This is a genomic window from Variovorax sp. CAN15 (genome assembly GCF_030462475.1).
Classification (GTDB): domain Bacteria; phylum Pseudomonadota; class Gammaproteobacteria; order Burkholderiales; family Burkholderiaceae_C; genus Variovorax.
Window position 1 is genome coordinate 161,332 of record NZ_JASMRZ010000004.1, and the last position, 23,988, is coordinate 185,319.

At 63.9% G+C, this 23,988-nt stretch carries 22 protein-coding genes, 1 other RNA gene and 1 pseudogene; 8 read left to right on the forward strand and 16 right to left on the reverse strand.

Features of this window, described 5'->3' with window-relative positions:
• Nucleotides 1–37 precede the first annotated feature (37 nt).
• From QMO14_RS05575 to gyrA, 8 genes are all read right to left on the reverse strand, one after another.
• Nucleotides 38–364: an integration host factor subunit beta gene (locus QMO14_RS05575; RefSeq protein ID WP_301505297.1), complete on the reverse strand. Its 327-nt coding sequence runs from the start codon at nt 362–364 to the stop codon at nt 38–40.
• Nucleotides 365–442: 78 nt separating this feature from the next.
• Entirely contained in the window at nt 443–2,131 is a 1,689-nt protein-coding gene (gene rpsA, locus QMO14_RS05580) for a 30S ribosomal protein S1 (protein ID WP_019654767.1), read from the reverse strand.
• A 229-nt stretch (nt 2,132–2,360) separates the two neighbouring features.
• Nucleotides 2,361–4,373, reverse strand: a complete 2,013-nt coding sequence (locus QMO14_RS05585; protein ID WP_301505301.1) for a bifunctional 3-phosphoshikimate 1-carboxyvinyltransferase/cytidylate kinase — start codon at nt 4,371–4,373, stop codon at nt 2,361–2,363.
• Between the two features lies 1 nt (nt 4,374).
• Nucleotides 4,375–5,265 carry a prephenate dehydrogenase/arogenate dehydrogenase family protein gene (locus tag QMO14_RS05590; protein ID WP_301505303.1) on the reverse strand — a complete coding sequence of 297 codons (891 nt, stop codon included), beginning with the start codon at nt 5,263–5,265 and terminating at the stop codon, nt 4,375–4,377.
• 26 nt (nt 5,266–5,291) lie between these two features.
• Complete coding sequence (gene pheA / locus QMO14_RS05595) at nt 5,292–6,416, reverse strand: prephenate dehydratase (RefSeq protein ID WP_301505304.1); 1,125 nt, start codon at nt 6,414–6,416, stop codon at nt 5,292–5,294.
• 24 nt (nt 6,417–6,440) lie between these two features.
• The gene (gene serC / locus QMO14_RS05600; RefSeq protein ID WP_301505391.1) at nt 6,441–7,508 is read right to left on the reverse strand and encodes a 3-phosphoserine/phosphohydroxythreonine transaminase; all 1,068 of its coding nucleotides are present in this window, start codon (nt 7,506–7,508) and stop codon (nt 6,441–6,443) included.
• A 70-nt stretch (nt 7,509–7,578) separates the two neighbouring features.
• Nucleotides 7,579–8,160 (reverse strand): DUF2059 domain-containing protein, encoded by a 582-nt coding sequence (locus QMO14_RS05605; protein WP_301505307.1) that lies wholly within the window; start codon nt 8,158–8,160, stop codon nt 7,579–7,581.
• Nucleotides 8,157–10,802: a DNA gyrase subunit A gene (gene gyrA, locus QMO14_RS05610; protein ID WP_301505309.1), complete on the reverse strand. Its 2,646-nt coding sequence runs from the start codon at nt 10,800–10,802 to the stop codon at nt 8,157–8,159. The genes QMO14_RS05605 and gyrA overlap by 4 nt, the downstream gene beginning before the upstream one ends.
• Nucleotides 10,803–11,026: 224 nt before the next feature.
• On the opposite strand from gyrA, the gene ompA reads away from it, so the two are divergent.
• The 5 genes from ompA to QMO14_RS05635 all read left to right on the forward strand — a co-directional run bounded on the left by ompA (nt 11,027) and on the right by QMO14_RS05635 (nt 14,181).
• On the forward strand, nt 11,027–11,677 hold the full coding sequence (gene ompA, locus QMO14_RS05615) for an outer membrane protein OmpA (RefSeq protein ID WP_301505311.1): 651 nt from the start codon (nt 11,027–11,029) through the stop codon (nt 11,675–11,677).
• 128 nt (nt 11,678–11,805) lie between these two features.
• Nucleotides 11,806–12,525 carry a bifunctional 2-polyprenyl-6-hydroxyphenol methylase/3-demethylubiquinol 3-O-methyltransferase UbiG gene (gene ubiG / locus QMO14_RS05620; protein ID WP_301505393.1) on the forward strand — a complete coding sequence of 240 codons (720 nt, stop codon included), beginning with the start codon at nt 11,806–11,808 and terminating at the stop codon, nt 12,523–12,525.
• A complete protein-coding gene (locus QMO14_RS05625; protein ID WP_301505313.1) occupies nt 12,522–13,190 on the forward strand; it encodes an HAD-IA family hydrolase in 669 nt (222 codons plus the stop codon). The genes ubiG and QMO14_RS05625 overlap by 4 nt, the downstream gene beginning before the upstream one ends.
• 13 nt (nt 13,191–13,203) lie before the next feature.
• Nucleotides 13,204–13,588: a transfer-messenger RNA gene (gene ssrA / locus QMO14_RS05630) on the forward strand.
• A gap of 203 nt (nt 13,589–13,791) precedes the next feature.
• Complete coding sequence (locus QMO14_RS05635; RefSeq protein WP_301505315.1) at nt 13,792–14,181, forward strand: Arm DNA-binding domain-containing protein; 390 nt, start codon at nt 13,792–13,794, stop codon at nt 14,179–14,181.
• Here QMO14_RS05635 and QMO14_RS05640 read toward each other — a convergent pair.
• A complete protein-coding gene (locus QMO14_RS05640) occupies nt 14,063–14,632 on the reverse strand; it encodes a tannase/feruloyl esterase family alpha/beta hydrolase (RefSeq protein ID WP_301505396.1) in 570 nt (189 codons plus the stop codon). The genes QMO14_RS05635 and QMO14_RS05640 overlap by 119 nt on opposite strands.
• Nucleotides 14,633–14,678: 46 nt before the next feature.
• The gene (locus QMO14_RS05645; protein WP_301505317.1) at nt 14,679–15,377 is read right to left on the reverse strand and encodes a TetR/AcrR family transcriptional regulator; all 699 of its coding nucleotides are present in this window, start codon (nt 15,375–15,377) and stop codon (nt 14,679–14,681) included.
• A 59-nt stretch (nt 15,378–15,436) separates the two neighbouring features.
• On the opposite strand from QMO14_RS05645, the gene QMO14_RS05650 reads away from it, so the two are divergent.
• The 3 genes and pseudogenes from QMO14_RS05650 to QMO14_RS05660 form a co-directional block, all read left to right on the forward strand.
• A complete protein-coding gene (locus QMO14_RS05650; protein WP_301505318.1) occupies nt 15,437–16,333 on the forward strand; it encodes an alpha/beta hydrolase in 897 nt (298 codons plus the stop codon).
• 3 nt (nt 16,334–16,336) lie between these two features.
• Nucleotides 16,337–17,245 carry an SDR family NAD(P)-dependent oxidoreductase gene (locus QMO14_RS05655; RefSeq protein WP_301505320.1) on the forward strand — a complete coding sequence of 303 codons (909 nt, stop codon included), beginning with the start codon at nt 16,337–16,339 and terminating at the stop codon, nt 17,243–17,245.
• A pseudogene (locus QMO14_RS05660) lies at nt 17,193–17,522 on the forward strand (SDR family NAD(P)-dependent oxidoreductase); the annotation flags it as partial. The gene QMO14_RS05655 and the pseudogene QMO14_RS05660, both read left to right, overlap by 53 nt.
• A gap of 248 nt (nt 17,523–17,770) precedes the next feature.
• Here QMO14_RS05660 and QMO14_RS05665 read toward each other — a convergent pair.
• From QMO14_RS05665 to QMO14_RS05690, 6 genes are all read right to left on the reverse strand, one after another.
• Nucleotides 17,771–18,943, reverse strand: a complete 1,173-nt coding sequence (locus tag QMO14_RS05665; protein ID WP_301505397.1) for a branched-chain amino acid ABC transporter substrate-binding protein — start codon at nt 18,941–18,943, stop codon at nt 17,771–17,773.
• Nucleotides 18,944–19,107: 164 nt separating this feature from the next.
• Entirely contained in the window at nt 19,108–20,541 is a 1,434-nt protein-coding gene (locus tag QMO14_RS05670) for an NAD-dependent succinate-semialdehyde dehydrogenase (RefSeq protein WP_301505322.1), read from the reverse strand.
• An 82-nt stretch (nt 20,542–20,623) separates the two neighbouring features.
• Entirely contained in the window at nt 20,624–21,166 is a 543-nt protein-coding gene (locus tag QMO14_RS05675; RefSeq protein WP_301505324.1) for a 3-hydroxyanthranilate 3,4-dioxygenase, read from the reverse strand.
• A gap of 29 nt (nt 21,167–21,195) precedes the next feature.
• A complete protein-coding gene (locus QMO14_RS05680; RefSeq protein ID WP_301505326.1) occupies nt 21,196–21,999 on the reverse strand; it encodes an aspartate dehydrogenase in 804 nt (267 codons plus the stop codon).
• A 29-nt stretch (nt 22,000–22,028) separates the two neighbouring features.
• On the reverse strand, nt 22,029–22,991 hold the full coding sequence (locus QMO14_RS05685; protein ID WP_301505328.1) for a dihydrodipicolinate synthase family protein: 963 nt from the start codon (nt 22,989–22,991) through the stop codon (nt 22,029–22,031).
• A 457-nt stretch (nt 22,992–23,448) separates the two neighbouring features.
• Nucleotides 23,449–23,919, reverse strand: a complete 471-nt coding sequence (locus QMO14_RS05690; RefSeq protein ID WP_301505330.1) for an Lrp/AsnC family transcriptional regulator — start codon at nt 23,917–23,919, stop codon at nt 23,449–23,451.
• Nucleotides 23,920–23,988 lie beyond the last annotated feature (69 nt).

The window sequence follows — 23,988 nt, forward strand, 5'->3', positions numbered from 1 at the left end:
GCATTCTACGTTTGCGGGCATTCCGGTCGTCCGCGCATCAGGCCTTGCGGCCCTTGGTTTCCTTGCCCGCGTCGAGCTCGGCCGTCTTTGCGTCGACCGCTTCGCGCAGCGCCTTGCCGGGCTTGAAGTGCGGCACCCGCTTCTCGGGGATCTGCACGCTCTCGCCCGAGCGCGGGTTGCGGCCGATGCGCGGCGGGCGCCGGTTGACCGAGAAGCTGCCGAAGCCGCGGATCTCGATGCGGTGGCCGCGTACCAGTGCGTCGCTCATGGCGTCGAGGATGGTCTTGACGGCGTATTCGGCATCGCGGTGCGTGAGCTGTGCAAAGCGGGCTGCGAGTTCTTCGACGAGGTCCGAGCGTGTCATAGGCCAAACATAAACGAAAAACGTGGGCGAAAAAAAAGACAGAGCGGCCCCGGGGCCTGCTCTGTCTTCCGGCTCAGCTTACTTGCTGTCGTTGTTGTCCAGCTTGGCGCGCAGCAGGGCGCCCAGGCTGGTCGTGCCCGCGTTCTCGCGTGCCGACTGCTGGCTCAGGCTGGCCATGGCGCCTTGCTCGTCGACCATGTCCTTCTGCTTGATCGACAGCTGGATGTTGCGGGTCTTGCGATCCACGTTCACGACGATGGCCGTGACTTCGTCGCCTTCCTTCAGCACGTTGCGGGCATCTTCGACGCGGTCGCGCGAGATTTCCGAAGCACGCAGGTAGCCGACGATGTCTTCGCCGAGGTCGATTTCAGCGCCGCGGGCGTCCACGGTCTTGACCTTGCCGGTCACGATCTGGCCCTTGTCGTTCACCGTGGTGAAGGTGGTGAACGGGTCGCTGTCGAGCTGCTTGATGCCCAGCGAGATGCGCTCGCGGTCGACGTCGACAGCCAGCACGATCGCTTCGACTTCCTGGCCCTTCTTGTAGTTGCGAACGGCGGTTTCGCCGGCTTCGTTCCACGAGAGGTCGGACAGGTGAACCAGGCCGTCGATGCCGGCAGCCAGACCCACGAACACGCCGAAGTCGGTGATCGACTTGATCGGGCCCTTGACGCGGTCGCCACGCTTCGTGTTCTGAGCGAACTCTTGCCACGGGTTGGCCTTGCACTGCTTCATGCCCAGGCTGATGCGGCGCTTGTCTTCGTCGATTTCCAGGACCATGACTTCGACTTCATCGCCCAGCGAGACGATCTTGTTCGGAGCGATGTTCTTGTTGGTCCAGTCCATTTCGGAGACGTGCACCAGGCCTTCGATGCCGGGTTCGAGTTCGACGAACGCGCCGTAGTCGGCGATGTTCGTGACCTTGCCGAACAGGCGGGTGCCTTGCGGGTAGCGGCGCGAAACGCCCATCCACGGGTCGTCACCCATTTGCTTGAGACCCAGCGACACGCGGTTCTTTTCGGTGTCGAACTTGAGGATCTTGGCGGTGATTTCCTGGCCGGCCTGAACGACTTCGCTCGGGTGGCGGACACGGCGCCATGCCATGTCGGTGATGTGCAGCAGGCCGTCGATGCCGCCGAGGTCCACGAACGCACCGTATTCGGTGATGTTCTTGACCACGCCGCGCACCACTGCGCCTTCCTTCAGCGTTTCCATCAGCTTGGCGCGTTCTTCGCCCATGCTGGCTTCGACCACGGCGCGGCGCGACAGCACGACGTTGTTGCGCTTGCGGTCCAGCTTGATGACCTTGAATTCGAGGGTCTTGTTCTCGTAGGGGGTCAGGTCCTTGATCGGACGCGTGTCGATCAGCGAGCCCGGCAGGAATGCGCGGATGCCGTTGACCAGGACCGTGAGGCCGCCCTTGACCTTGCCGCTGGTGGTGCCGGTGACGAAGTCGCCCGATTCCAGGGCCTTCTCCAGGGCGAGCCACGAAGCCAGACGCTTGGCGGTGTCGCGCGAGAGGATGGTGTCGCCGTAGCCGTTTTCAACGCTGCCGATGGCAACGGAAACGAAATCGCCGGCCTGAACTTCGAGTTCGCCCTTGTCGTTCTTGAACTCTTCGATCGGCACGTACGCTTCGGACTTCAGGCCGGCGTTGACGACGACGTGGTTGTGTTCCACGCGCACGACTTCGGCGGTGATGACCTCGCCCGTGCGCATTTCGGAACGCTTCAGGGACTCTTCGAACAGATCGGCAAAAGATTCAGACATGTATGTTTCCTTCCGTCAGGCAGGGTTGGCAGGCGCTCTTGCGAAATTGCGTGCGGCTGCTGTGGGTCTGTAGACGGCGGTTTTGTGGGCATGAGCCCGGTTGGTTGAACAACCAGCAGGCCGGTGCGCTGTCGCGCGGAAGGAGCCTGCTGGAGCGGTATGCGCCTACGGATATGCCGTTGGGCGCCAGCTTTTCAAGCGGACCTGAAAGGCTGTCACTTCAAGCCGCTCAAGCGGGCTTGAACGGCTGAATCTGCTGCCACCAGTCCAACACCGTGTCGATCGATTGCTCGATGGACAACTGCGAGTTGTCGAGGTGGCGGGCGTCCTGCGCCGGCTTCAGGGGGGCGACGCTGCGGGACGAATCCCTGGCGTCACGGGCCTCCAAGTCGGAGCGAAGACTGTCGAGTGTAGTCGAAATTCCCTTTGAAATCAACTGCTTATGGCGCCGTTCGGCCCGCTGGGCGGCACTGGCCGTGAGGAAGACCTTGAGCGCCGCATCGGGGAAGATCACGGTGCCCATGTCGCGGCCGTCGGCCACCAGGCCTGGGAGCCGGCGAAACCGCTGCTGCAGCGCCAGCAGTGCCTCGCGCACGGCCGGCAGCGCGGAAACGCGGGAGGCGTCCATGCCGGCGGCTTCGGTGCGGATCTCGTCGCTTACGTCTTCCCCGTCCAGCAGGACCTTGCCTTCGGTGAACTGCAGGGGCAGGGCGGCGGCCAGGGCCGCAACTTCGGCCTCGTGTTGCGTGTCGGCGTTCAGGCCGGCGCGGCGCACCGCGAGGCCTGTCACCCGGTAGAGCGAGCCCGAATCGAGGTAGTGGTAGCCCAGCAGGCGCGCCACCTCGGCGGCCAGAGTACCCTTGCCGGAGGCGGTCGGGCCGTCGATGCAGATCACGGGCACTTCGGCGGCCTCGGCCACGCAGAAGAGTGTCTCGAAGTAGTCGGGGAAGGTCTTGGCGACGCAGTGCGGATCGAGGATGCGCACCGGCACGCCCGCCGGATTGAACGCCGCCAGCGAGAAGCACATCGCCACGCGATGGTCGTCGTAGGTGCGGATGCTCGCGGGGCGCCAGCCGGCCTGCGCCAGCGGGTGCACCCGGATGAAATCGGGCCCGGCCTCGACCGTGGCGCCGAGCTTGCGCAGTTCGTTGGCCATGGCGTCGATGCGGTCGGTTTCCTTCACGCGCCAGCTCGCGATGTTGCGCAGCGTGGTGGGGCCGTCGGCATAGAGCGCCATCACGGCCAGCGTCATCGCGGCGTCCGGAATGTGGTTGGCGTCGAGGTCGATGGCCTTGAGCGGCCAGGCGCCCCGGCGGATCTCGAGCCAGTTCGGCCCGCTGTCGACCAGCGCGCCCATCTGGCGGGCGGCGTCGATGAAGCGGATGTCGCCCTGGATCGAATCGGCGCCCACGCCCTCGATGCGGATGCCATCCTTGCCCGAAACGCCGGTTGCGATGGCGCCGAGCGCGATGAAGTAGCTGGCGGACGAGGCGTCCGCCTCGACGTGGATGTCGCCCGGCGAGCTGTAGCGGCTGCCGGCGGGGATGGTGAAGCGCTCCCAGCCGTCGCGGTGAACCTGGATGCCGAAGCGCGCCAGCAGGTTCAGCGTGATCTCGATGTACGGCTTGGAGATCAGCTCGCCGACCACCTCGATCACGATGTCGTTGGCGGCAGCCAGCGGCAGCGCCAGCAGCAAGGCGGTGAGGAACTGGCTCGACACGTCGCCGCGCACGCGGATCGGGGCGTCGAGCGCCAGATCGCCATGCGGCACCGGGTGGATGCGCAGCGGCGGGTAGCCGGGGTTGCCGAGGTAGTCGATGCGGCAGCCGAGCTGGGTCAGCGCATCGACGAGGTCGCCGATGGGGCGCTCGTGCATGCGAGGAACTCCGCTGAGTTCGAACTCGCCGCCCAGCAGCGACAGGGCGGCCGTCAGCGGGCGCATCGCGGTGCCTGCATTGCCAAGGAACAGCGGCAGCAGCGCCTCGCTGGGCTTCAGCTGCCCGCCGAGGCCGGTGATGCGCAGCGTGCCGCCGGCCGGATCGACGCCGCAGCCCAGGGCGCGCAGCGCGTCGAGCATCACGCGGGTGTCGTCGGAATCCAGCAGGTCGTGGATGGTGGTGGTGCCGCTGGCGAGCGCCGCCAGCAGCAGCACCCGATTGGAAATGCTCTTGGAACCCGGCAGCCGGACCGTGCCGGCCGCGCCCGTGAGGGGCGGGAGGTCGAGGAAAGTCGTCGAGAACATCTCAGTTGTCCTGCTGCTGCGACGAGGTGTCGGTGGCCGGCTTCCAGGCTGCCCGCGTCTTGCTGGCGGCGGCGATCGAAAGTTCGAGGCCCTGCAGGTCGCTTGCGGTCATCATCGTCTCGAAATTGTCCAGGGCCTTGCGGAAGGCGCGCGACTGTTCGAGCACGTGCTCGCGGTTGGCCAGCAGCACGTCGCGCCACATGACCGGATCGCTCGCGGCGATGCGAGAGAAATCGCGGAAGCCCGGTCCCGCGAGGCTCAGGAAGCGCTCGCCCTGAGGCTGCGCGGCCAGGCCGTTGATGTACGCGAAGGCCAGCAGGTGCGGCAAGTGGCTCACGGCGGCGAAGGCGCCGTCGTGCTCCTCATGCGTCATGGTGACGACGTTGGCGCCGATGCCGCTCCAGACCTGCGTGGCCCGCTGCACGTTGGAGCGCAGCGTGGTCTTCACCGGTGTCAGCACCACCTGCCGGCCGGTGAAGAGCGATGCCTCGGCATGCTCGATGCCCGAAAGCTCCTTGCCGGCGATAGGGTGCGCGGGAACGAAGCTCGCGAACTGGCGCTGCAGGCCGTTGCGCGCCGCCTCGATCACGTCGCCCTTGGTCGAGCCTACGTCCATCACCAGCGTTTCGCTGGAAATGCCGTGGCGGATGGCCTTGAAGGTCGCTTCGGAAGCCGCCACCGGCACCGCCAGCAGCACGATGTCGGCGCCCGACACCGCCAGCAGCGCCGAGGGCGCCGCCACATCGATCACGCCGAGCTGGCGCGCCCGTTCCGTGGTGGAGGGAGATTTGCTGTAGCCCACCACGCGTTTCACCAGCTTCGCGCGCTTGAGTGCGAGCGCGAAGGAGCCGCCCATCAGGCCGCAGCCGATCAGTCCAAGTTGTTCGAACATGCTGTCTCTGTGTGTCAGCCTGCCGTTCAGGCCTTGACGGGGTAGGCGCCGAGCACCTTGTAGAAGGCGCAGAGCCCGCGCAGCTCGGCCAGCGCCGCGGCCACGTTGGGCTGCGAGGGGTGGCCGTCGAGGTCGATGTAGAAGTAGTACTCCCACTGGCCGGTGCGCGCGGGGCGCGATTCGAAGCGCGTCATCGAGACGTTGTTGACCTTCAGCGGCACGAGCAGGTCGTGCACCGCGCCGGGACGGTTGGGTACCGAGACGATCAGGCTGGTGCAGTCGCGGCCGGAGGCCGGCGGCATGGCCAGCGTCTGCGGCAGGCAGATCACCGAGAAGCGGGTGCGGTTGTACGAGTCGTCCTGGATCGCGTGGGCCACGATGTGCAGGCCGAAGCGGGTGGCGGCGCGTTCTCCGGCCAGCGCCGCCCAGTTGGGGTTGGTGGCCGCGAGGCGCGCGCCCTCGGCGTTGCTCGACACGGCGCGGCGCTCGGCGTTGGGCAGGTGCTTGGACAGCCAGGTCTGGCACTGAGCCAGCGCCTGCGGATGGGCCAGCACTGCCTCGATGCCATCGAGCGAGTTGTTGCTGCGCAGCAGGTGGTGGCGCACCAGCAGGCTGACTTCGCCGACGACGTGCGTGGGCGAGTGCAGGAACAGGTCGAGCGAGCGAGTGACGACGCCTTCGGTGGAGTTCTCGACGCCGACCACGCCGTACTGGGCGCTGCCCGCGGCGGTGGCGTGGAACACCTCGTCGAAGCTGGCGCAGTAGATCAGGTCGGCGGCACCGCCGAAGTACTCGATGGCGGCCTGTTCGCAGAAGGTGCCCTCGGGGCCCAGCACGGCCACGCGCTGCGGCGATTCGAGCGCCAGGCAGGCCGACATGATCTCGCGCCAGATGGCTGCCACATGAAGGTCCTTGAGCGGGCCGCCATTGCTCTTCTGCATCTTGTCGATGACCTGCGCCACGCGATCGGGGCGGAAGTATGGCGTGCCTTCGCGCTTCTTGACCTCGCCGACCAGCTCGGCCACGTGGGCCCGCTCGTTGAGCAGGCTCAGCAGTCGCTGGTCGAGCGAGTCGATCTGCACGCGCAGATCGGCCAGGCTTTCGGAATTGTCGGGAAAGGAGGAGGGCGGTGTGGGTGCGGAGGCGGTCATCGGTGCGAGCGGCTGGGCATGCGCCTAGGCATGCGATCGCTCGAATTCTCGCATGTAGGCCACGAGAGCCTGCACCCCTGCCAGCGGCATGGCGTTGTAAATGCTCGCGCGCATGCCGCCGACCGACTTGTGGCCCTTGAGCTGCAGCAGCCCGGCTTCGCGCGCGCCGGCCAGGAAGGCCTCGTTGCGGCCTTCATCGGCCAGGAAGAACGGCACGTTCATCCGCGAGCGGCAGCTTGGGTCGATCCGGTTGGCGTAGAAGTCGGAGCCGTCGATGAAGTCGTACAGCAGCTTCGCCTTGGCGATGTTGCGCTGCTCCATGGCGGCGACACCGGTGTACTCGCCCTCGGTCTGCTGCAGCAGCCACTGGAACGTGAGCCCCGCCATGTAGATGCCCCAGGTCGGCGGGGTGTTGTACATGGAGTGGTTGTCGGCCACGGTCTTGTAGTTGAAGGCGCTCGGGCAGATCTCGAGCGCATGGCCCAGCAGGTCGTCGCGCACGACCACGATGGTCAGGCCGGCGGGGCCGAGGTTCTTCTGGGCGCCGCCGAAGGCCAGGCCCACGCGGCTCCAGTCGACGCTGCGCGAGGCGACGTGCGAGGAGAAGTCGATGACCAGCGGCGCATCGCTGCCGAGCGCGGCCAGGTCGGGCAGTTGCTGGAACTCGATGCCGTTGATGGTCTCGTTCGAGCACACGTGCACGTACGAGGCATCCTTGGAGAGCCGCCAGGTCGACGGATCGGGCAGCTTCGTGTGCTGGTCGTCGGCGTTGCTGGCCGCCACGCGCGCGGCGCAGTAGCGCTGCGCCTCCTTGTGCGACTTGGTGCTCCAGCTGCCGGTGATGACGAAGTCGGCGGTCTTGCCGCGCGACAGGTTCAGCGGGACGATGGCGTTCTCGCCGAGCCCGCCGCCCTGCATGAACAGGATGTGGAAGTGCGAGGGAATGGCCAGCAGGGTGCGGATGTCGGCCTCGGCCTGCGTACAGATCGAACCGAATTCCTTGCCGCGATGGCTCATCTCCATCACGCTCATGCCGCTGCCCTGCCAGTCGAGCATTTCGGCGGCGGCGCGCTGCAGCACCGCCTCCGGCATGGCAGCCGGACCGGCCGAGAAGTTGTAGGGGCGCTTGCCGGCTGGCGTCTGCTGCTGGGTCACGTTGCTCTTACTTCTTGGCGGGAGCCTTGGCAGGTGCCTTGGCGGGGGCTGCGCCGCCGTCGGTCGGGGCGCCGAGCGCCTTGGCGACGGCAGTGTCGAGGGCCTGCATCTTGGGCTCGACCGTGGCACGCGTCTCGGTCACCAGCTTTTCGGTGAGGGCGGTCTGCATCTTGGGGTTCAGTTCCTGGTACTTCTTGCTCAGCGGCGAGTTGATCCAGGCCAGCAACTGCTTGAGCTCTTCTTCGCTGAAGTTCTGCTCCATCAGCGGGGTCAGGGCGCCGGGTGCCAGCTGAACGGCCTTGTCGCGCACGATGGGGTAGGTTTCGTCGAAGTATTTTTTCAGCTCGGCGTCGGCGGCCTTGGCGGCGGCTTCGCGCTTGGCCTCGGGCACCTGCGTCTGCAGGTATTGCGAACCCGCCTGCGCGATCGGGGCACTCGACTGCTCGACCAGACCACGAGCCAGCGACTCGATGCCCGGGCGCTGGATGTCGATGAACTGCTTGATGAGCGTGGCCTTGTCCTGGGCCAGGGCGGCCATCGAGGTGCTTGCCAGGGCGACCGCCAGAAGTGCGAGTTTGATTTTTTTCACTGAGGATTCTCCGTTGAAGATGAGGAAGTATCGTCTGCGTCCGGCTCGGTTTCGCCGTTCGCGTCGTTTTCGACGATACGTTGTAGCCCGCTGAGTTTGGCGCCTTCGTCGAGCCCGATCAGCGTAACGCCCTGCGTCGCGCGACCTAGTTCACGAATTTCGGCAACCCGGGTGCGCACCAGCACGCCCTTGTCGGTGATGAGCATGATCTCATCATCCGCATGCACGAGAGTGGCGGCAACGACCTTGCCGTTGCGCTCACTCTGTTGAATCGCGATCATGCCCTTGGTTCCCCGGCCATGGCGGGTGTATTCGGTAATGCTTGTTCGCTTTCCGTAACCATTTTCCGTGGCGGTGAGTACGCTCTGCTGCTCATCCTCGGCCACCAGCATCGCAATCACGCCCTGTCCGGCTTCGAGCGACATGCCGCGCACGCCGCGCGCATTGCGGCCCAGCGGGCGCACATCTTCCTCGTCGAAGCGCACGGCCTTGCCGCCGTCGCTGAAGAGCATCACATCGTGCTTGCCGTCGGTGAGCGCGGCGCCGATCAGGTAGTCGCCCTCGTCGAGGTTGACGGCGATGATGCCGCCCTTGCGCGGGTTGCTGAACTCGTCGAGCGCGGTCTTCTTGACCGTGCCCATCGAGGTCGCCATGAACACGTACTGGTCGGCCGGGAAGTTGCGCTTCTCGCCGGTGAGGGCGAGAGCGACGTTGATCTTCTCGCCTTCCTGCAGCGGGAACATGTTGACGATGGGACGCCCGCGCGAGCCGCGCGAACCCGCCGGCACTTCCCACACCTTGAGCCAGTAGAGCCGGCCGCGGTTGGAGAAGCACAGGATGTAGTCGTGCGTGTTGGCGATGAAGAGCTGGTCGATCCAGTCGTCGTCCTTGGTGGTGGTCGCCTGCTTGCCACGGCCGCCACGTTTTTGCGCACGGTATTCGCCCAGCGGCTGGCTCTTGATGTAGCCGCTGTGCGAGAGCGTGACCACCATGTCGGTCGGCGTGATCAGGTCTTCGGTCGAGAGGTCGTAGGCGCTGTGTTCTACCAGGCTGCGGCGTGCGCCGATCTTCGACTGGCCGAACTCCTGCTTCAGGGTGCCGAGTTCCTCGCTGATGATGGTCGAGACGCGTTCGGGCTTGGCCAGGATGTCMAGCAGGTCGTCGATCTCGGCCATGACTTCCTTGTACTCGGCCACGATCTTGTCCTGCTCGAGGCCGGTCAGGCGCTGCAGGCGCATCTGCAGGATTTCCTGGGCCTGGGTTTCCGACAGGCGGTAAAGGCCATCGCTGCCCATGCCGAATTCGCGCTCGAGGCCTTCGGGGCGGTAGTCGTCGGCGTTGACCACGCCACCGTCGGCGCGGGTACGCGTGAGCATCTCGCGCACCAGCTTGCTGTCCCAGCTGCGCGTCATGAGCTCGGCCTTGGCGACCGGGGGCGTCGGCGATTCGCGGATGATGCGGATGAACTCGTCGATGTTCGCCAGTGCCACCGCCAGACCTTCGAGCACGTGGCCGCGCTCGCGAGCCTTGCGCAGATTGAAGACCGTGCGGCGGGTGACCACTTCGCGGCGGTGCTGCAGGAAGACCTCGATGAGGTCCTTCAGGTTGCACAGCTTCGGCTGGCCGTCGACCAGCGCCACCATGTTGATGCCGAAGGTGTCCTGCAGCTGGGTCTGCTTGTACAGGTTGTTGAGCACCACCTCGGGCACTTCGCCGCGCTTGAGCTCGATCACCAGGCGCATGCCCGACTTGTCGGACTCGTCCTGGATGTGGCTGATGCCTTCGATCTTCTTCTCGTGCACCAGCTCGGCCATGCGCTCCTGCAGCGTCTTCTTGTTGACCTGGTAGGGAAGCTCATCAACGATGATCGCCTGGCGCTGGCCGCGGTCGATGTCCTCGAAGTGGCACTTGGCGCGCATCACGACCTTGCCGCGGCCGGTGCGGTAGCCGTCCTTCACCCCGTTGATGCCGTAGATGATGCCGGCGGTGGGGAAGTCGGGCGCGGGTACGATCTCCATCAGCTCGTCGATGCTGGCCTGGGGATTGCGCAGCAGGTGTAGGCAGGCGTCCACCACCTCGTTCAGGTTGTGCGGCGGGATATTCGTGGCCATGCCGACCGCAATACCGCCCGAGCCATTGACCAGCAAATTCGGCAGCTGGCTCGGCAACACCTTGGGCTCCTTTTCGGAGCCGTCGTAATTGTCCTGGAAGTCGACAGTTTCCTTGTCGATATCGGCCAGCATCTCGTGCGCAATTTTGGCCAGCCGGATTTCCGTATACCGCATTGCGGCCGCGTTGTCTCCATCGACGGACCCGAAGTTGCCCTGGCCGTCGACGAGCATGTGGCGCATCGAGAAGTCCTGGGCCAGGCGCACGATGGTGTCGTAGACCGACTGGTCGCCGTGCGGGTGGTACTTACCGATCACGTCGCCCACGATACGGGCCGACTTCTTGTACGGACGGTTCCAGTCGTTGTTGAGTTCGTGCATCGCGTAGAGCACGCGGCGGTGCACCGGCTTGAGGCCGTCACGGGCATCGGGGAGCGCTCGGCCCACGATCACGCTCATGGCGTAATCGAGATAGCTGCTGCGCATTTCCTCTTCGAGACTGATGGGCAGGGTTTCTTTTGCGAAGGAGGTCATGAGCAAGGGGCTGGCGGCAGGAAGGCGAAATTTTACGCTGTGAGGGGTGTCGCACCGCCGCAACACAAGGCGCCTATTCCGCCTCCGTCCTACGCTTCCGGGCCGTCCGGCGGCCTGTTTGCCAAAGACCCTATGGCACAATCGCCTCAACGTTTTGGGTGGTGGTCACTTAAAGCGTCCTTGATTCGCAGCGCGGCTGCGGCTTTTTCCCCAAGAGGAGAACCATGAAGAAACTGAATAAAGTGGCGATGATGTTTGCAGTCGCTGCGCTCGCCACTGCCGCCGGCGCGCAGACCCGTGTCACCGCTGCGGACGGCGGTCCTACGATCGACAACTGGCAAAACGGCACCGGCGAACTGGTTTGGAAGAACGGCACGAATGAACTGTGCTGGCGCGATGCCAACTGGACGCCTGCTACGGCTGCCGCTGGTTGCGACGGTGCTCTGGTTCCTGCGGCTCCCGCTGCCGTGGCTCCGACCCCCGGCGCCCCGGCCCCCCGGCCTCCCGCTCAAGTCGCCGCTTCGAAGGTCACTTTCGCAGCTGACGCCTTCTTCGACTTCGACAAGTCGGTGCTGAAGCCCGAAGGCCGCGCCAAGCTGACCGACCTGGTCGAGAAGATCCGTGGCGTGAATCTGGAAGTCATCATCGCTGTCGGCCACACCGACTCGATCGGTACGGACGCCTACAACCAGCGTCTGTCGGTGCGTCGCGCCGAAGCCGTCAAGGCCTTCCTGGTCTCGAAGGGCATCGAACGCAACCGCGTCTACACCGAAGGCAAGGGCAAGAAGCAGCCCGTGGCTGACAACCGCACCAAGGAAGGCCGCGCCAAGAACCGTCGCGTGGAAATCGAAGTGGTCGGCACCCGCGCCAACTAATCGATCGATTCCCATCGACAATGAAACCCCGCTTTGGCGGGGTTTTTTTATGGCTGCCGAATTCGCGATTGATCTTCGGTAAAGGCCGTGCTGTGTTTATCGGACACCGCCCGTTTCATAATCGCTTCATGACAGAAAACCTGAATGCGGATCCGGCCGAACTGGCCAAGTTTTCAGAACTCGCGCATCGCTGGTGGGATTTGGAAAGTGAATTTCGGCCGCTGCATGAAATCAATCCATTGCGCCTGGAATGGATTGACGGTATTGCCCCGATTTCACAGCGCCGCGTGCTCGATATCGGCTGCGGCGGCGGAATCCTTGCCGATTCGATGGCTCGCAAGGGAGCCGATGTTCTCGGCATCGATCTGGCCGGCAAGGCGCTCAAGGTCGCGCAACTGCATGCCCTCGAGGCGGGAACGCGTGGTGTGAAGTATCGCGAGATCAGCGCCGAGGCGCTGGCGGCCGAGCAGCCGGCAAGCTTCGATGTCGTGACCTGCATGGAGATGCTCGAGCACGTCCCGCAGCCGGCCTCGGTGATCCATGCCTGCGCCACGCTCGTTAAGCCGGGCGGCTGGGTATTCTTCTCGACGATCAACCGCAACCTGAAGTCCTTCATGCTGGCGATCGTGGGCGCGGAGTATGTCCTCGGCATGCTGCCTCGCGGAACCCACGAATATGCAAAGCTGATCCGGCCCAGCGAGTTGGCTGGCTATTGCCGCGCGGCCGGCTTGGACTTGAGGCATGCGCGCGGGATGGAGCACAACCCCTTGACCAAGCGCTATTGGCTCAGCGGCGACACCAGCGTCAACTATATGTTCGCCACGCAGAAGCCAGGGCCGCAAGGATGATGGGCATCGAAACGAAAGCCGTGTTGTTCGACCTCGACGGCACGTTGATCGACAGTGCGCCTGATCTCGGCGCCGCGGCCGACAAGATGCGCATCGATCGAGGTCTCGATTCGTATCCGCTGGAGCGCTACCGTCCCATGGCTGGGGCAGGCGCGCGCGGCATGCTTGGAGTGGCGTTCGGCATTACGCCGGAGTCGCCCGAGTTTCCGGAACTACGCGAAGAGTTCTTCGTCGCCTACGAGCGCCGCATGCTGCTCAACACACATGTGTTCGATGGCATCCAGGCGCTTGTCGAGGCGCTGCGGGCGCGCGGGTTCCTGTGGGGCGTCGTCACCAACAAGTCGATGCGTTTCACCGATCCGCTGACTCAAGCCATTCCGCTCTTTGCCAGTGCGGGGGCAGTGGTGAGTGGCGACACGACGCCGTTCGCAAAGCCGCACCCCGAGCCCTTGCACGAGGCCGCGCGCCGCCTTGGCGTGCCCTCCGAGGCATGCATCTATGTTGGCGACGACGAGCGGGACATCATCGCCGGGCGCGCCGCCGGTATGCGCACGGTCGCGGCAACCTACGGTTATATGGGGCCGCAGGCCGACTCGACGCTCTGGAAAGCCGATGCTTCGATCTCTTCTCCCTTGGAGCTCTTGAAGTTGCTCAATAACGCCTAAAATGCTGTCTCTTGGGGCTGCACTGGTTTCGACGTGGGTTCGGAGTCGCAGCGGGGCATGTCGAGCTGAATGCGCTCGTAAAACAGATTCAAACAAACTAACTGCAAACGACGAACGTTTCGCACTCGCTGCTTAATTGCCAGTGAGCCTTGCAACAGTTGGCCGATGGGCTGGGCAAGGGGGTCTGGAGCAATCCTGACCTCCCGGCTGCAAGGATAACTACATGGGCTGGCTCCGATCCGGGTACCTTGGGTCGGGGCGAGAAAATAGGGTGCTGGCGTCCGGTTTAGCGTGTGACTGCGCGACTCCGGAAGCGAGACTCAAAACAGATCACTAAACATGTAGAACTGCGCGATGAAGGCTTGCGGACGGGGGTTCAAATCCCCCCAGCTCCACCAACATAACGTCCGAGGGCGTTCACTGAAGTCCGGTGAACGCCCTTTTTCATTGGGAGATCGCCTGTTGGCGGTCCGATGAAATCCGACAAGGTCCATTGGCAGCCAAGCCAAAAGCGGGGAACAGACCAGGGAACATAGGGCAGAACTTGAGACTTTTGGAGTATTTGTTCCCCGGTTGCTCTGATCTTCGGGCTGCCCCACCCATGTTGACCGACAAACACTGCAAGAACGCCGCCCGTCCGCCAGACAAGAAGCGTGCGCGCCTCACCGACTCCTCTGGCCTGTATCTGGAGGTGAGTCCTGCCGGCTCGAAGCGATGGTTCTGGAAGACCTATGCGAATGGGAAAGAGGGGCGGATGGCTCTGGGCAGCTATCCGACGATGAACTTGGCGGAGGCGCGAAAGGCCCGAGACACCGCCAAGCTTCAGAAGGCGGACGGTATCGATCCGATCCCGGCGCGTAAGGTGCAGAAGCTCAAGGCGACCGACCCCGCCGGCGACCTTCAGCGTGGTTGCCATGGAGTGGTGCGGGAAGCAGAAGGATCAGTGGAGCGCCGGCCATGCGGAGCGTGCGCTGCGCCAGTTCGAGCGTGATCTGTTCTCTTGGCTGGGTGCGCGTCGATTGGCCGAGATTGAGCCTGTGGAGCTTCTGGCCACGCTGCGCAAGGTAGAGGCGCTTGGCGCGATCGAAATGGCTGATCGAGGCCTGATGCTGGCTCGACAGGTGTGGCGTTAAGGAGTGGCTACCGGTAGGGCGAGTCGCGACGCCGCTGTCCTTGTATTTCGGAAAGCTTGAGTACTTGCACAAGGGGCGCGCCAGTACCGGCGCTTTGGTCGTCGAATCCAGCTTCGTCGCCACGATGTTCTGTGTGGAGGGCTTGGCGCCACCCTCTCGCCACTTCGCGACCGCGTCCACAAGGTCGACGGTGTCGGGGCCGACACCGCCGGTGCAATGCTGAACGCCCGGCTGAAGGAAGAATTCCATTGAGGCATCCCGCGTGGATGCGCCGCCGACCGTGGTGGCTACATCGTTGAAGCACTTGATCTACCCATATTCGATCCCGCGGCCACTGACGCCGTCGTCATTCCGGTCAGGAACGCTTCTGCTCCTCGCGCGACAACCTGACTTGCGCGGCCTTGCGACGCCCACCTGTGGCCGTTGCCGGTTGGCGCTGCGTCGCGGCCAATCCGGTCTCGAGCACGAGCATCGCAGTATTCAGCACCTTGCCGCGCGTTGCCTCGTCGAGCCTGAAGGCGTCGTTGCGCACGGCCAGCGTCAGCATGCCGTTGAACATGCCCCACAACGCGGTCGCCATTGCGGCGGCATCGATGTCGCCGCGGATCTCGCCGCTCGCGATGCCATCGCGCAACGCCTGCTCCAGCTTGCCGTTCATCTCGGCCACCAGCGTTGTCAGTGACTTGGCGGCTTCCGGGTCGTCCGGAGGCGAGGCGAGCAGGAGGAACTGCGCCGGCTGCTCAAGCGCGAACTGCCGGTAAGCGTCGCCGGCGCGCAGGATGCGCTCGATGGGCGAGCCGGGTGCGGCATACGCCGCCTCCATGTGCCGACGGTTCTCGATCAGCGCCGACTCAGTCGCGGCCGCGAGCAAGGCGGCTTTGCCGCCGACCCGGTTGTAGACCGTCTGCGGGGCAACGTCGGCGCGACGCGCCACCTCTTCGGCACTCAGTGCAGCCGAGCCGCCTTCGGCCAGGATCGCCGAGGCGATCTCCACGATCGTTCGACGCATCTCCTCGGTGCGTCGCTGCGTGCGCGTCATGTTCTGCTTAAGCATGGGGTTGACTGTAGCAAACCCCAAAGGTAGAGTTGACTCCAATATTAGAGGAGACTAACGTGCCGCACTGTTCCGAAGTTCACTTCAATTCCGAAGGCCATCGCTGCGCTGCGTGGCTTTATCTGGCGGAGTGCAGCGCGCCCGCGCCAGTCATCGTGATGGCGCATGGGCTCGGCGGCGTGCGCCAGATGCGGCTTGATGCGTTTGCCGAGCGTTTCCAGGCAGCCGGCTACGCCTGCCTTGTCTTCGACTACCGGCACTTTGGTGGCAGCGAGGGTCAGCCTCGGCAACTGTTGGACGTGCGCAAGCAGCAGGCCGACTGGCGATCCGCCGTGGCGTTCGCGCGCGGACTGCCCCAGGTCGACGGGCAGCGCGTGGTCGTCTGGGGCACGTCGTTTGGTGGCGGTCACGCCATCCACACCGGCGCCACCGTGCAAGGCGTCAGCGCGGTGATCGCGCAATGCCCGTTCACCGACGGCGCGGCCTCCGGGCTGGCCATGAATCCGATCACCGCGCTGCGCGTGAGTTCGCTGGCGATCGCTGATCAGTTGCGCGCCTGGCTCGGCGCGCAGCCGCTCATGGTGGCCACCAGCGGATCCCCGCGATCCGCCGCCCTGATGACGGCGCATGACTGTCTCAGCGGTTATCTGAATCTGGTGCCGCACGGTGGTGTGCCGTTCGAGAACCGCGTCGCCGCGCGCGTGGCGTTGCAGATCATGGCCTACCGCCCGGGCCGGCTCGCTCGGCGCCTGCTGTGCCCCTCGCTGTTCTGCGTCTGCGAAAACGACACTGTCGCCCCGGCAGCCGCCACCTTGCGCCATGTGCGCAAAGCGCCACACGGCGAAGTCCGCCTGTATCGGGACGGTCATTTCGACATCTACGTCGGCGAAGCCTTCGAGCGGGTCGTGGCCGATCAGCTCGATTTTCTCCGGCGCCATATCCCCCTGAAAGGATGAGCCATGTCGAAATATGATTTGACCAATCGAGTCGTGGCCATCACCGGCTCTACCGGCGGCTTGGGATCAGCGCTCGCCGTGGCGCTACGCGCCAAGGGCGCCCGCTTGGCATTGTTCGATCTGGAATTGGCCAAGGTCGAGGCGCAGGCGAAGACCTTGGGCGGCCTCTCCCTAGCCCGCGGCTGGACCGCCAACGTGCGCAGCATGGAGAGCCTGGAGGCGGCCATGGCGGAAGCCACGGCGCATTTCGGCCACATCGACGTAGTGATCGCCAACGCAGGCATCGACACCATGGCGCCCATGGCTACGCTCAACCCGGAGGCATTCGAGCGCGTCATCGACATCAACCTCAACGGCGTCTGGCGCACCTTCCGCGCCGGCCTGCCCTACGTGCAGAAGCGGCAGGGCTACCTCATGGGCATTTCGTCGATGGCTGCCTTCGTCCATTCGCCGCTCCAGGCGTCCTACACCGCCAGCAAGGCAGGAGTTTGGGCCCTGTGCGACAGCGTCCGCCTGGAATTGCAGCATCTGGGAGTCGGCGTCGGCAGCGTGCATCCCACCTTTTTCCCCACACCGATGATGGACGACGTAGTGGCTGATCCTGCAGGCCGCGCCTTGTGGGGCGGAAATGACCAAGGCCTTTGGAAAATGGTGTCGCGGGAAGCAGTCGTGCGCGACATCGTGGCCGGCATCGAGCGGCGCGCGGACATGATGGTCGTGCCCAAGCGAAATACCATCATCGCAAAAGCGCCCGGACTCTTCCGGCGCTTTATCGAGCGCGCCGGCTTCCGTGGCAAAAACATCCAGCAAGCCATCGAGCTGGCATCGTCCTCCGGATGGAACTTCCCAGCAAAAGCTCATGAGGGGCATTCCGGGCTTGAGCGAGAGAGCAAGGCCGGGTGTGGCGTTTGACGTCACCGACGCTGCGGCAACGAAGGCTGTCATCCAGGAGGCGATCCAACGCTTTGCGCGCCTAGATGTGGTTTTTGCCAACGCTGGCATTTCGTGGCGTAGTGGCGCCTCAACAATTGCCAGTTGCGATGAGGCCGAGTTCGAGAAGATCGTAGAAGTCGATCTGCTTGGCGTCTGGCGCACGATTCGCGCGGCGCTGCCGGAGATTATTCGCAACAAAGGCCGAGTCCTAGTCACGTCTTCCGCATACGCTTTTCTCAATGGCATGGCGAATGCACCTTATGCCGCATCGAAGGCAGGGGTAGAAATGCTCACACGCCGCTTGAGAGCAGAGTTCGTATATGGCGATGGGTCAGCCCAACCACTACGTTGGAGCCCAGCACTTGCGGGCAACTACCCCGAGGGAAGGTCTGATGACTTGTACGAGAAATGCAGACCGGGCGGAGTCGATGGATTGCAATTGCTGATTCGATGGAATCCCGACCTGCCTTCAAACTACAGTCATCGTCAAAAAAGGCCCCTCGATCATCGAACCACAGCAATCTGCGAACGGATTCCGCCCTTGTACGTGAACAAAGTCAGCGCGCCGTTCCTGATGTCTCCCTTTTCGTCGAAGGCGATGGTTCCGGTCAGCCCCTTGTATTTCACCTTGCCTAGTTCAGGCAGATACACGGAAGGCTCCGGCGAGCCGGCCTTGACCATCGCATCGGCCAACACGCCTATCGCGTCATAGACGTACGGTGCGTAGATCTGCACGTCTACACCGTTCTTTTCCTTGAATCTGGTTTTGAACTCCTCCAGCGCTTGCCTGGCGTCGTCATCGACGCCCCCCGCCACGGCGCATACAACCGCCCCCTCGCCCACGGCATCCCCAGCGAGCTTCGGAAGTTCGGTGCTGCACATTCCGTCGCCGCCCATGAATTTCGCGTCAATTCCGAGCTGCCTGGCCTGCTTGAGCATCGGGCCGCCGACGGCGTCCATGCCGCCGAAGAACAGCACGTCGGGCCTGGCTGCCTTCAGCTTGGTCAAGATGGCGTTGAAGTCGGTCGACTTGTCGGTGGTGAACTCGTGGCCCACGATGGTGGCGCCAGCAGACTTGGCCGACTTCTCGAACTCCTCGGCGACGCCCTGGCCGTAGGCGGTGCGGTCGTCGATCACGGCGATGTTCCTGGCCTTGAGCGTTTCGACGGCGTACTTGCCCAACGTGCTGCCGAGTTGCATGTCGTCGGCCACGACGCGGAAGGCGGTCTTGAAGCCTTGGCGCGTGTACTTAGGGTTGGTTGCCGAAGGCGAGATCTGCGGAATGCCGGCGTCGCTGTACAGCCTGGAGGCGGGAATGGTCGTGCCCGAGTTCATGTGACCGACCACGCCTTTGACGTTTTCGTCGATCAGCTTCTGGGCCACTGCGGTGCCCTGCTTCGGATCACCTGCATCGTCTTCGGGCACCAGTTCGAATTTGGCGGTCCTGCTACCGATCTTGAGCCTCTTTGCATTCAGGTCTTCGATGGCCATCCTGGCGCCGAGCTCGTTGTCCTTGCCGAGGTGGGCGATGGGGCCGCTGGTCGGGCCGGCGTGCCCGATCCTGACGATCAGCATCTCTCCGTCCGGGGCCATTGCTGCAGGTGCCACGGCTTCTTCTTTCTTGCCGCAAGCCGTCAGGGTGAGTGCGGCCAAGACCGCAATCCATTTAAATTGCATAAGAGCTCCAGAGCATGGTGGGGAAAACAAGTCGAAAACCGTAGTGCGATTCGGCGTTCAGGCTGCTCAAGCTTCTCTCCGCCAACCAGCGGCACCCTCGTGCTTGCCCGGCGTCGTTGACGGAGGAGCCGATCGAAAGACGCTGCTCAAGCGCAGCAGGCGTATCAGAGCGCCATCTTGTGGGACACGGTCTTCACCACGGTGTAGTGCAGAAGACCTTCCGCGCCGCCTTCACGACCAAATCCACTGGCCTTGACCCCGCCAAAAGGCGTTTCGGCAACCGATGCCTCCAAGGTATTGAAGGAGAGATTTCCCGTTTCGATTCCGTCGATCATCCGATCCACGTTGGCCGCTGAATGCGTGAGCCCGTAAGCGGCGAGGCCGAAAGGCAGCGAGTTCGCCTTTGCAATGGCCTCATCCAGGGTGGAGACCCTGTTGATGATGGCGATCGGCCCGAAGGGCTCCTCCTGCATGACCTTCGCGTTGTCAGGAACGTCCGCCAGGACCGTTGGCGCAAAGAAGTACCCCTTGCCTCCGATCCGGTGCCCCCCGGCAAGTGTTCTTGCGCCTCTGGCAGCCGCATCTTCCGAAAGGGCCGTCAGCGCTTCGATGCGCCGGCCGCTGGCCACGGGCCCCATCCCGGTTTTCTCCTCGATGCTGTTGCCAACCACGATTGCCGCCGCATGCGCGGCGAAAGCATCGGCAAAACGATCGAAGACTTTCTCGTGGACGAAGAAGCGCGTTGGCGAAGTGCACACCTGTCCCGCGTTGCGCATCTTCCTCGTGGCCGACAGCACGCCGGCCTTGTATGGGTCCACGTCGTCGCAAACGATCACCGGTGCATGGCCGCCCAGTTCCATGAGCACCGGCTTGCCATGCCGTGCGGCGAGTCCTGTGAGGTGCCGGCCGACGGCCGTCGAACCCGTGAAGGCGACCATCCGCACCTGGTCGTGCGGGATCAGATAACTCGAAATCTCGGCCGGAATGCCGAACACGAGGTTCAGGACACCAGGGGGAAGCCCCGCATCATGGAAGGCGCGTGCAATATGCACAGCGCCGCCCGGGGTCTCTTCGGCCGCCTTCAGGATGATCGAGCAACCGGAAGCCAGGGCGCCCGCCACCTTGCGCGCAGGTTGGCTCATCGGAAAATTCCATGGCGAAAAGGCTGCGACCGTACCGATGGGCTGATGCACCGTCATGTACCGGATCCCGGGCTCGCTTGGAATGACGCGGCCATACATGCGCTGTGCCTCGCCGGCATCCCATTCAAAGAATTCGCAGCCACGGATCACTTCCATGCGCGCCTGCCTGATCGGCTTGCCCAACTCCGAGCTGATGGCGTAGGCGATCTCTTCATTGCGCTCGCGCAGGAGCGCACTGGCGCGCATCATGATTTCAGCGCGTTTTCGCGGTGCGGTACGGCTCCATGTCTTCAAGCCTTTTGCCGCGGCTTCGAGCGCATCGTCGAGGTCGGATTGCCGCGCAACGGGCAACGCACCGATGGTGGATTCGTCCGAGGGGTTGATGACCGGCATCGTCTCGGACGCGGAGCGCCATTGTCCGTCTATGTACAGTTTCAGATCGGGATAGGTAGGCATGGTGTGCTCGGCAGATGGAAGGCCCACGGCTGCCGGATGAATGAGTGTTGAATGGATGAACGTTGAAGCCGAAGCGCGGCACTCAAGCGCCGCGCGCCGTGTGCCAGGCTTGCCAATCCCGTCCCGGATGCACCGCGCCGCACGAGGGGCAGCGCCTCTGCTCCGGCGCCGCGCCGTAGAAGCTTTCATAGACGCGCGGCAGGTCGTTGACGATGCTCTGAAGCTGGATTTCCGTGCGATTCACCAGATGACCGCATTCCGCGCAGTACCACTCGAAGGCATCGATGGTGCCCAGCGGCCTGGTGCGCTCGATCACCGTGCACAGGCTGTTGGGCTCGGGACGCTGGGGCGAGTGGCGAACATGGGCGGGCAGGAGGAAGATGTCGCCCTCGTGCAGGTCGATGCGTTCGAACTTGCCGCGGTCTGCCACCAACAGGTGTGCATTGCCTTTGAATTGGTGAAAGTATTCCTCGAAAGGATCGTCGTGGAAGTCCGTCCGCTGATTGGGTCCGCCGACCACGGTCACGATCAGGTCCGTGTCTTTCCAGATCTGCTGGTTTCCGACCGGAGGCTTGAGCAGGTGCTGGTTCTCGGCAATCCACTTGGGGAAATTGATGGTTTTCAAGATGGGGTCTCCATGGAAATAGAGGGCGCTCAGATCGCCATGGCGGCGCTACGGTTCAGGATGGTCCTGAGCACGCTATGCGCCGTCATGACGGAGGTGCGTGCGTTGCCGACGTCGGGTTGACCGGCGATCCGAGTGACCATGCTCCCGCCCGCCGACGTCGCCTCGATCTCATGCACGTTGACGGACGCACCCGGGTCTGCGATCAATTCGACTTGCGTTGCGTCCAGGCCCAAACCGGCTAGAGCCACGGTGGCTGCAACATTTGCGTTTCGAGGGTAGAGGGCGGCGGCTTCGCGCGCGCTGCCTTGAAAAAAAGTCGTCGGGCTTGCGAGCGAAGCCAGGTCCACGCTTCTTTCCGCAACACTGCCAGCCCACGCCTGCGAAGGCTTGGACGCGCGATAAACCACGCGCGTGAGTCCTGCCGTGCGCGCCGCGCCGAGCCAGTCGATGCCGCCGATTGCGCCCGACGGCACGAGGATCTGGCGGCCCGCAGCGGCGGCCGCGTCGCGCAGCCGTTGTTCGCGCGAGGCATCCGCGAGAGCACCACTCGAGACCAGCACCAGATCGATGCCTGCATGCAGGACGGGGGCTGCGTATGTGTCCACCGCCTGATGGCCCGCGCATTCCACGACCATGTCGAGAGCGGCGTTCAGCATGGTGTCCAGGCTCTTCGTTACCGCGAGCAATGAACCTTGGACATGCGGTTGAACGGATTCGGGCTTGGAGACGAGGATGGCGGCCACTTCCACCGAAGCTTTTGCATGTGACAGCAGAAGCTGATGCAGCGCGCGACCGATGGCGCCATAGCCGATCAAACCGATGCGCTGCATTCAGTGCTCCTTTTCTTCCATGGTCCGGCTCAGACCTGCTTGAGACCGCTGCGGGCGAACGCTTCGCGTGCTGCTGCCTTCTGCCCTTCGGTCAAGTTCAGAAGAGGCCGGCGCACCGGGCCTCCGACCTGGCCCAGCAGCTCCAGCCAGTACTTCGAGTACGCCTGGGGTGTGCCGCTCGGGCGTGCCGCACGGAAAGCGGTGCGTGCGGGTTCCAGGCTGTCGCGTATCGCACGCGCCTCGGCCAGCTTGCCTTCGAATGCGAGTTGTGTGTAGGCATTGATGCGCTGGTCGACCGCGGTCTGCAACAGGAACGGCGGGGTAGAGCACAGGTACAGCCGCCAGCCGAGTTCGACGATGTTGTCCAGCCATTCCTCCTCCGAGGCTGTGCTGACGAGGATCCTGTCGCCGGCCAGCCGTGTCAGTTCACGGTACAGCACGCGATCGACGCTGTACTTGATGGCGACGATGTTGGGCAGCTCCGCGATGCGCGCGCACAGCTCGGGGCTCATCACATAGCCACAATCCGGGTGATTCCACAAGGCGATGCCGATGTCCAACTGCTCGCTGAGGTAGCGGTAGTACTCGTAGACCGTTTCTTCGACGTCCTGGTGGAAGTGCAGGACGGGGCTGTGCACGACGATGTAGTCGGCGCCGATGTCCTGCGAATGGCGAGCCAGGGCAAGCACAACGTCCAGATTGGCATCCGAGCAGGAACTCACGATGCCGCAATGGCCAGCCGCTTCCTCGACAGCGATCTCGAAGCTTCGTTTGCGCTCTGCCAGCGACATGGAGAAGAACTCTCCCTGCTTGCCGGTGACGAACAATCCACCCAGCCGCAGCGTGTGCACCCAATGGCGCAGATTTCGGCGGAATCCCCCTTCATCGAACGACAGGTCTTCGCGGAATGGCGTGACGGTCGCGGCCCAGACGCCACGGAAATGTTCGCGGGCATAGGCCTTGGCATCTTGCTTGCGGTACTTGCGGTTCATGGAGCTGCTTTCTTGAAAAGGGTTGTTGCCTATCGCACCGGATGTGTTGCGGCGGCACAGAGCGCATCGGGGCGGAGTCGACCGGCGGCATGGGAATCTGCCCCGCCAGGCGGCGAAGTCGGGGCCACACGCCGCCTCCTTTTTCCCGCTCCGCACTCTTGGTTGCGATGCGTCGGATTTGGCCGTCTTGTGGGCGTCACAACAAGCGAAATACTTTGAAGGATTGCTCAGCGTTTCTGCAAAGTCGCCAAGGTCCGTTTCGCCTCGGGCGCTGCATTCACCGTGATGTCGGGCGAGACGGGAGGGCGCTGTCTCGATGCGTGCCGGAGGCGCGGCGCATGACACGGGCGAGACCAGTCGCCGACGTCACCATGCACGCCGGTCGTTGCGAGCTGCCGCGAAATGCAAGAGCCGAAGCAACGAGCCGCCCCCATCGCGGCCCGCATAGGTAACTTCCTTATTCGGGAATCGGAACGCCGATCGCCGCTTTCACTTCCTGCATGGCGAAGCTGCTGCGCAGCATCTTCACGCCCGGCAATCGCCTGAGCTTGTGCTGCATCAGCGTCGAGTAGCGCTCAAGATCCTGTGCGACGACAAGCAGGATGAAGTCCTCCGGACCGGACACGCCGTAGCAGGCAATCACCTCCGGGATGTCTTTCACGCTTTGCTCGAACTGCATCGAGTGCGCTTCGTCCTGGCTGTCGATGCTGATCGTCACGAACACAAGCACTCCCCATCCAAGCGCTCGCCGGTCCAGCCTTGCCTGATAGCCCGCGATGACTCCTGCTTCTTCCAGCCGCCTGACGCGCCGCCAACTCGGTGACTGCGAAAGATGAGTGAGCTCCGCCAGCTCGGTGCTGGTCAGGCGACCGTTCAGCTGAAGCTCCCGCAGCACCAGACGGTCGATTCGATCCAGATCTATTTGCATGATTTATCCAATCGTAAAGAGATATTGAGATTGATTAGTCGTGATGGGCGGTATTCAGGCGCCATAAAG